Raw genomic sequence first — 8,717 nt, 5'->3', positions numbered from 1 at the left:
AGTTAAAATAGCTCAAGGCTGTGTTGCTCTCAATCCCAATAGCCAGCTATTGCTCAATCGAGCGCCTTACCTTGAGTTATTTTTCCTGCGCACAACAAGATCACAAACTTAATGGAACTGGTATTATTACATTTTCTCAACAAGTTTAATGGTTTGAATAAAAGCTATTTAAGCTCAGTTTCAATAATCAAATTTCAGTATTGCCAATATTTTTAACATTGTTTGTAGTGGCGGGCAGGTATAAAGTTTAGCCGTTAGTGGCTATTAAGGTTTTATACCAATTACATTAAGTTATTGCTCACTTGTACTAGTTAAAATAGCTCAAGGCTGTGTTGCTCTCACTCCCAATAGCCAGCTATTGCTCAATCAAGCGCCTTACCTTGAATTATTTTTCCTGCGCACAACAAGATCACAAACTTAATGGAACTGGTATTACTCACGTAGATTGGCATTCAGTCCATCAAGTTAAATTAAATTTAACAGTTATCGGCATAAATGCTGATAAACAAAAATACGCCACTGTAAATGTTGGCTGACCCATCAGGTTAATCGCCCGCTTAATGGTTGACGGACTGAAGTCCGACCTACAAAAAATTGCCTAACGTTATACTATTACCCGTAAAAGTAATTTTGGCCAACACACTCCTTTCTCTCTAGCCCCTTAAAAATTAAACTTTATTACTTAATAACCGTGTCGTGAGATAGAAGTTTTTTAGTTAATTATTTACAAATTATTTACAAATTACTAGCAAGTTGGTTATGGGTCATTAAATTATTCTTGGCATATTTGAGTAATACTATGCCACAAAGGACAATAAAAGCGGTTAAATAAAGTGCAGCGTTATAATTGTGAAATTGTGCGATTAACGCGACACAATAGAGCGGTGCAACAACCTGTCCAACGCCATAAGCCGCTGTAATTAACCCCATAATAAATACCGGATTCTTACCTGCCAATTGTCCACCAAAATTCATAAATAGCGAAACAAGGCCAATAAACGTAGCGCCATATAACACGCCACTAAGTAAATTAAGCCATATATTGGCAGAGAAGGTCGGGATTAAAATACCAATTACCTGCAGTGCCATCGCAATCATCATAATGTCGATACTATTGTACTTGTGTGCTAAACGCATCCAGATAATGCAAGAAGGAATGCCCGCTAAACCCACCGCTAACCAGGCATAGCCGCCATAACCGGCTAACCCTGGCAGTGAGTTTACAATGTCAGGAAGAAAGGTCGCTTGTACCACCATACCAACACCTTCGGTGAAGTAGGCCAGTGCTAAAACAATCACCAGTGGGGTAAATAATGACTTATCAAATTTGTGGCTAATAACTTTGTCAGCACCTTGCTTGTCAAAACTAAGAATATAGGCTGAATAGCCGGCGAATATGGCGCCGGCAATTGCTAAAGCTATCCAAGCATGTTGCCAATTCTCGCTATAAGTAAAAACACTGCGCATGATTAAGTCGGAAACTAATATTGAAAAACCTAAACCACTAAAGTGTATGCCCATTGCTTTGGTTTTATTGGTGTTTTGTAATTTTGACATCACGATGGCAGAGCCAACCACTAATGCCATCGCGGCGCCAAAGCCGGCAAATAAACGAGACAGTAACCAAATAGTATTGTCTTGGGTAAAAGCCAGCAGCAGTGATGTGATGACACACAAAGCTAGGCCAATGCGGAAAAATTTCACCTTGGCATGAATATCTTTAATAAAAATAGAGAAAATTGAACCTGATAAATAACCGACATAGTTGATTGATGCGAGCACACCGGCGAAAGCGATACTGAGGTGGTTTTCCAACATCGCTGGCAGTAATGAGGTAAAGGCAAAGCGCGCAACGCCAACGCCAACGACTAAGGCTAGAATACCAGCCAATAAGATCGCGGCATTGTTATTTCTATCAAGCAACATGTTAAATTCCTGTGTTATCGCTTATGGTCAATATTGATGAAAATACAGCAACTAAGCCAATTTTGGCGTTAGAGCACAAATAAGCTAATAGGTTAATGTAAGGACAGAAGTCACTGAAAGCAAATCATTATTTGTTATGGAGAGTATATAACAATAGCGAGAAATAAAATTAAAGCCAAGCAATGATAAAGTCGAACAGAGCTATTATCTCTGATGTTTTTTTAATTTCTTGCTTGAAAACCCTCTAGCTACCCCCACATGTTAACTATCGAGTGAGTATTGGATAATGATGTTTGATACTCACGATAAATAATCGTTTTAATGTTAGTTACAGTAGGAAGTTCCCAGATGTCTGAGACAGGCCAAAAAGAAGTTCACGGTTTTCAAACCGAAGTAAAGCAACTATTACAGTTGATGATCCACTCACTTTATTCAAATAAAGAAATATTTTTACGTGAGCTAGTGTCCAACGCCGCTGATGCTGCTGATAAATTACGTTTCAAAGCATTATCTAATGCTGATTTATATGAAGGTGATGGTGATTTACGCGTGCGTGTAAGTTGCGATAAAGAAAACAATACCCTGACTATTTCTGATAACGGTATTGGTATGACGCATGACCAAATCGTTGAGCATTTAGGTACCATTGCCAAATCAGGTACTGCTGAATTTTTCTCACAGCTTTCTGGTGACCAAGCGTCTGACTCACAATTAATTGGTCAATTCGGTGTGGGTTTTTATTCAGCATTTATCGTTGCCGACTCGGTCACTGTGCGTTCACGTGCTGCCGGTGTTGATGCTGCTGAAGGTGTTGAATGGACAAGTGCTGGTGAAGGTGAATTCACTACCGCTAAAATTGAAAAAACCAACCGTGGTACTGACATTATTCTTCACTTAAAAGCAGAAGAAAGTGAGTATGCTGATGATTGGCGTTTAAAAACTATTGTTACTAAGTACTCAGACCATATTTCTGTTTCAGTTGAAATGTTAACACCAGAAGTACCAGGTGTTGAAGCGATTGAAGAAGTAAAAGATGACGAAGATAAGGTAACAACACCGGCGGTTGAAGCGCGCGACGCTGTTCCGGCAACATGGGAACCCGTGAACAAAGCCACCGCACTTTGGACACGAGAAAAGTCTGAGATTACTGACGAAGAATATAAAGAGTTTTATAAGCATGTATCACATGACTTTGGTGACCCACTTTTATGGGAACATAATAAAGTAGAAGGTAAAACTGAATATACTTCATTACTTTACATTCCATCTAAAGCGCCGTTTGATATGCATAACCGTGAGAAGCAGCATGGTTTAAAATTATTTGTTCAACGTGTGTTTATTATGGATGACGCCGAGCAATTCATGCCAAGCTACTTACGTTTTGTTAAAGGCTTATTGGACTCAAATGATCTGCCTTTAAACGTATCACGTGAAATTTTACAAGATAATAAAATTACTCAAGCCATCCGTAAAGGTTGCACCAAACGGGTTTTAAAAATGCTTGAAAAATTGGGCAACAAGGATCCTGAGCAATATCAACTATTTTGGAACGAATTTGGTCAAGTACTAAAAGAAGGTCCAGCAGAAGATTCTTCTAACAAAGATGCGGTTGCAAAACTCATGCGTTTTGCTTCTACTAATGAAGATAACAGCTTGCAAAGTGTTTCACTTGCGCAATATGTTGAACGGATGAAAGAAGGCCAAGACAAAGTTTATTATGTCGTTGCTGATAGTTTTGAAGCGGCTAAAAATAGCCCGCATTTAGAAGTGTTCCGCAAAAAAGGCATTGAAGTATTATTGATGGCTGACCGTATAGATGAATGGTTAGTGAGTCATTTAACTGAGTTTGATGGTAAGCAATTACAATCAGTCACCCGTGGTGGTTTAGACTTAGGTGATATGGATGACGCTGAAACGAAAGAAGCACAAGAAAAACTTGAGCAAGAATTCGACTCAGTGGTTATGCGCATAAAAGCAGCGCTTGCAGGCAAAGCCAAAGACGTTAAAATTTCACAACGCTTAACCGATTCACCTGCCTGTATCGTTGCTGATGAACATGATATGAGCAGCCAAATGATGAAGTTGATGCAATCAGTTGGTCAAGAAGTACCAGACTCATTGCCAATTTTTGAAATTAATGCTGAGCATGACTTAATCAAGCACGTTGCTGAAGAGCAAGACGATGAAAAGTTCAAACAATGGACTGAAGTTTTATTTGAACAAGCCATGTTAGCAGAACGGGGTAGTTTGAAAGACCCAGCAACTTTTGTTGCCCGTTTGAACAAACTAATGTTGAGCCTAACTAAATAAACTGCAGCTAGGTTAAATAATGATCTAGGTCATATTATCGTTAGACTATCGTTAGACTATCGTTAGACTTTAGTCAAAAAAAGGGGCTTTTTAGCTCCTTTTTTGTTTTTTTGCACCGCTTGCTACTTGTTTGAAGCCCTTTGAATATGTATAGTGTTTGCTCTTTTACAAAACTAATTCATTAATTAAATAGGGTTATACTAAATGCGCATTATTTTATTAGGTGCACCGGGTGCCGGTAAAGGGACTCAAGCACAATTCTTAATGGCTAAATTTGGCATTCCACAAATATCTACTGGCGATATGCTTCGTGCTGCGATTAAAGCAGGTACTGAACTTGGCCAGAAAGCCAAAGCAGTGATGGACGCAGGGCAGCTCGTATCTGATGAATTAATTATTGGTTTGGTTAAAGAGCGCATAGCGCAGGATGACTGTAAAGCGGGTTTCTTACTTGACGGTTTCCCCCGCACAATTCCACAAGCAGACGCGATGAAAGCGAGCGGCGTTGTTGTTGATCACGTTATTGAATTTGATGTACCCGATGAAGTCATTGTTGAACGTATGGCTGGCCGTCGTGTTCATGCTGGTTCAGGTCGCGTTTATCATATCGTTTATAACCCGCCAAAAGAGCAAGGTAAAGATGATGTAACGGGTGACGATTTATCAGTGCGTCCGGATGATGAAGAAGCAACTGTACGTAAGCGTTTAGGTATTTATCACGAACAAACTAAACCATTAGTTGATTATTACCAAGGCGAAGCTAAAGTTAAGGCTTGTGCCTATTTAACCATTGATGGCACACAACCGGTTGAACAAGTTAGCTCGTTATTAGATAAGAAACTATCATAGGTTAAGCGCTCAATGCTAAGTTATGAAATGTGAAGCTCGCTTATGCGAGCTTTTTTGTGTTTAGGCCTCTTATACCAATCCCATTAAGTTATTGCTCACTTGTACTAGTTAAAATAGCTCAAGGCTGTGTTGCTCTCACTCCCAATAGCCAGCTATTGCTTAATCGAGCGCCTTACCTTGAGTTATTTTTCCTGCGCACAACAAGATCACAAATTTAATGGAACTGGTATAACTTGACTACTCATTTTTCCTATCAGACTATACCAATTTGATTAATTAAGTGATCACCTTTTTCATGAGGAAAAATGAAGAAATACAAGACATAAAATTTAGTCAGTGGTTATTCACCTTATAAATTTTATGACACTGTAGTTTTTTATTTTAACCATTAAAAATGAGCAGATAATTAATCAACTTGGTATTAATAGTTCGCTAATAGTTGACGGACTGAAGTCCGACCTACAAAAAAATCAAAAATAATTACCCAATATTATATTGCCACCCTCAGGCAGGTGGGTGAAAAAGAACGGTAATGTAGCGGATAAAAGTTATCTAGGGCTTTAAATCTCTCCTAAATGCCTACTAAAGCGTTAATTCTACCTTTATTGATGTTTATACCAATCTCACTAATTATCTGAACATTTTTACTTTTTAAAACAAGCCACTACTGCGTTATTTATTTGATAATCAGCACAACGAGTTATTAAAATAAATGCCTTATATTTGGTCGTTTTTCCTGCATATAAAGTAGATCACCTAATTAATGAAATTGGTATTACTTCATTTGGTATAAATGCCGCTATGAATTGACTGTCTTAATCGGTATTATTTATAACAATAATAAAATCAATTATTTATTAATATAGCAATAAGGAAAATCAATGGTAACGCTTTCACTAACTGGCTTCTATGCAAGTTTATTAGGACTTTTATATATAGGTCTCTCGGTAAATATTATTCGTTTACGTTTAAGCGCCGAGATTGGTATTGGTACTAGTGGCAATGATGTTTTAGCCAAGCGAGTACGAGTTCATGGCAATTTTGCAGAATATGTGCCATTGGCACTAATATTACTTGGTTGCTACGAAATAAATGGTGCGTCGGCTATGATGCTACATATCTTAGGTGGGGTGTTATTATTAGCGCGCTTATCACATGCCATTGGTTTAAATAAAACTATAGGTAGTTCAACACCACGTTTAATGGGGGTGCTGTCGACATTCGCAGTATTATTAGTTTTATCGATAGAAAATATCCGCTTATTTGTTTTCGCTTAGGCTGCTCCGGTGTTAGCTATATTGGTTATGCTAGCTAAATAACAAATAACAAAGAACAAATAAAAATGCCAACATTATATAAATGTTGGCATTTTTTCAATTAGTCTGCGTTATGCTTTATACCATGCTTTAATAGGTTTTCAGCATGCTAATATGGGGGATATCATCCTCTAAATACATTTCACTGACACGCTCAAAACCATGCTGATTATAATATTTTTCTAAATGTTCTTGCGCTGATATTTTCACGGTGTCATTTGGGAAAAACTTTAGGCATTCAACTAAACCTACTCGCATTAGTTCGTGGCCAAGTCCTATACCGCGGGCACATGAAGCAATAACAACCCGACCAATACTAATGTTATCTTGATAGGTTAAGCCCTTGGGGAGAATACGTAAATATGCGGTCATAACACCGTCTTGATAGCAAAATAGATGTTGGGTTTGTGGGTGGCGATCGTGATCATCTAAGTCAGGATAAAAACAGCTTTGCTCAACAACAAAAATATCAATCCGTAATTTTAATAAATCGTAGAGTTCATCGATGTTTAGTTGTGAAAAGGTTTTGTTTTCCCAGATTATTTCAGTAGACATAAGCGACTTGTTTAGCAAATTTTTCATATTTTTTTCATACTTTTCATGAAATGTAGGTGATGTACAACTTTGTACTGGGATATTGTTTGTTACGTATTTCTTTACATACATATATACATGCGGATAAGGTCACTTGCTTCATAACGATTGGTTGTTAGTCGTTATTTTTACTTCTTACTTCTTACTTCTTACTTCTTACCTCTTATAACCGACTATGAGGAATTAGTCATAGTCGGTTATCACTTGATAAACTCTTACTAGCTATTGAGGTTTTATTTGCAGCTAAGTCGTAAATAAAACTTCAACTAAGACAGTTTACCTTTAGCAATTTTCAGTAGCTTACTAAGTAGTTAGCTTACTTTAGTCTGAACTTTACTACTCTGCTTGATCAGTAACTGTTCAAAATCATCCTTTGTCAGTGGCCTTGATAATAAGTAGCCTTGACCAAAAAGACAACCGGCTTCAGTCAGAAATTTTTGTTGTTGCTCTGTTTCTATTCCTTCAGCAATAACGTCAATATTGAGCTTGCTTGCCATTACTATGATGGCTTCACATAACGCTGCATCTTTGTTATTAGCAGACATGCTTTGTACAAAACTTTTATCAATTTTTAAGTAATCAATCGCGTAGTTTTTAAGATAAGAAAATGAGCAATAGCCAGTACCAAAATCATCAATAGAAACCGCAATACCTTGTTGACGAATTTTATCAAGTACGTTGACCGCTTCAGTTTGATTTTCCATTAATAAATTCTCAGTAATTTCAATTGCTATGGCTTTAGTTGGAATATTTCTCGCTTTAAGTGACTCAGCCCATGCAATAATTTGCTTACCTTGATTTCTATACTGTACCGGTGATGTATTGATACTGATCATCAAATCTTGGCAATAGGTATTGCGCCAATATTTAACCTGCTCAGATACTTGATTAAATATCCACTCACTGATTTCAACAATGAGTCCTGCTTCCTCTGCAATAGGGATGAAGTCTGCTGGAGGAATTAAGCCTTTTTCAGGGTGTTGCCAGCGAATAAGTGCTTCAGCTTTAGCTATCTTATGGTTTGATAAGTTAACAATAGGTTGATAAACCATGTGAAATTGTTGCTGTGTAATGGCAATACGTAAGTCTTGAAGAATCTCCATGCGTTTAAGGAATTCAGTTTGCATATTTTCGGTAAAGTAGTTAATGCTATTGCGTCCTCGCGCTTTAGCACTATACATGGCTTGGTCAGCATTTCTTAATAAGGTGTCAATGCTCGTTGCATCATTTGGATAAAGGGCAACCCCGATACTGGCGGTACAATGAATACTTTGTTCATCAATTATATAGGGTTGAGCAAAGGTATTTAATAATTTTTGTCCAATTTTGTCAATATCAGTCGCTGTGGTGGTACCAATAAGCACAATGATAAATTCATCCCCGCCTAAACGTGCAACAATATCATTATTTCTTATACAACTTTTTATGCGCTTTGCACTTTCGATAAGCAGAATATCGCCAGCACTATGCCCTAAAGAGTCATTAATATCTTTAAACTTATCAATGTCTAATACCAATTACATTAATTAACCACTCAAATTTAGCCAGTCTCTAAAGCATATATCTTTCACCCTTTTTATATCACTTATGAAGCCGTTCCATGCATTACTACAAGATTCAACAATATCGTCATAATCCTTAAAACATTTATTCGCTAACTCATTCTGTCTTAACCACTGCCATACCTGTTCAATTGGATTTAATTCAGGTGAATAAGCGGGT

The 8,717-nt window shown here is 37.4% G+C and carries 7 protein-coding genes; 3 read left to right on the top strand and 4 right to left on the bottom strand.

The annotated features are described in order from the left end of the window. Positions 1 to 735: 735 nt before the first annotated feature. A complete protein-coding gene (locus ESZ39_RS16635; RefSeq protein ID WP_146881048.1) occupies positions 736 to 1,926 on the bottom strand; it encodes a YbfB/YjiJ family MFS transporter in 1,191 nt (396 codons plus the stop codon). A gap of 348 nt (positions 1,927 to 2,274) precedes the next feature. On the opposite strand from ESZ39_RS16635, the gene htpG reads away from it, so the two are divergent. The 3 genes from htpG to ESZ39_RS16620 all read left to right on the top strand — a co-directional run bounded on the left by htpG (position 2,275) and on the right by ESZ39_RS16620 (position 6,362). Further along, complete coding sequence (htpG, locus tag ESZ39_RS16630) at positions 2,275 to 4,236, top strand: molecular chaperone HtpG (RefSeq protein ID WP_146881047.1); 1,962 nt, start codon at positions 2,275 to 2,277, stop codon at positions 4,234 to 4,236. Positions 4,237 to 4,440: 204 nt separating this feature from the next. Further along, the gene (gene adk, locus ESZ39_RS16625; RefSeq protein WP_146881046.1) at positions 4,441 to 5,085 is read left to right on the top strand and encodes an adenylate kinase; all 645 of its coding nucleotides are present in this window, start codon (positions 4,441 to 4,443) and stop codon (positions 5,083 to 5,085) included. 881 nt (positions 5,086 to 5,966) lie between these two features. Further along, entirely contained in the window at positions 5,967 to 6,362 is a 396-nt protein-coding gene (locus ESZ39_RS16620; protein ID WP_146881045.1) for an MAPEG family protein, read from the top strand. 129 nt (positions 6,363 to 6,491) lie between these two features. Here ESZ39_RS16620 and ESZ39_RS16615 read toward each other — a convergent pair whose 3' ends face one another. From ESZ39_RS16615 to ESZ39_RS16605, 3 genes are all read right to left on the bottom strand, one after another. Continuing rightward, on the bottom strand, positions 6,492 to 6,956 hold the full coding sequence (locus ESZ39_RS16615) for a GNAT family N-acetyltransferase (protein ID WP_146881044.1): 465 nt from the start codon (positions 6,954 to 6,956) through the stop codon (positions 6,492 to 6,494). Between the two features lie 350 nt (positions 6,957 to 7,306). Next, positions 7,307 to 8,512 (bottom strand): putative bifunctional diguanylate cyclase/phosphodiesterase, encoded by a 1,206-nt coding sequence (locus ESZ39_RS16610; RefSeq protein WP_146881043.1) that lies wholly within the window; start codon positions 8,510 to 8,512, stop codon positions 7,307 to 7,309. A 9-nt stretch (positions 8,513 to 8,521) separates the two neighbouring features. After that, on the bottom strand, positions 8,522 to 8,717 hold a 196-nt coding region (locus tag ESZ39_RS16605; RefSeq protein ID WP_191321678.1), incomplete at its 5' end, for a transposase.

It is taken from the genome of Colwellia sp. C1TZA3 (assembly GCF_007954265.1).
Lineage (GTDB): Bacteria > Pseudomonadota > Gammaproteobacteria > Enterobacterales > Alteromonadaceae > Cognaticolwellia.
Note: the sequence above shows the minus strand (reverse complement) of the source record. Positions and strands in the feature narration are given on the sequence as shown.

Coding starts and splice junctions, on each gene's coding strand:
- ESZ39_RS16615 (WP_146881044.1), bottom strand. CDS start 6,956: ATGTCTACTGAAATAATCTGGGAAAACAAAACCTTTTCACAACTAAAC.
- ESZ39_RS16635 (WP_146881048.1), bottom strand. CDS start 1,926: ATGTTGCTTGATAGAAATAACAATGCCGCGATCTTATTGGCTGGTATT.
- htpG (WP_146881047.1), top strand. CDS start 2,275: ATGTCTGAGACAGGCCAAAAAGAAGTTCACGGTTTTCAAACCGAAGTA.
- ESZ39_RS16620 (WP_146881045.1), top strand. CDS start 5,967: ATGGTAACGCTTTCACTAACTGGCTTCTATGCAAGTTTATTAGGACTT.
- adk (WP_146881046.1), top strand. CDS start 4,441: ATGCGCATTATTTTATTAGGTGCACCGGGTGCCGGTAAAGGGACTCAA.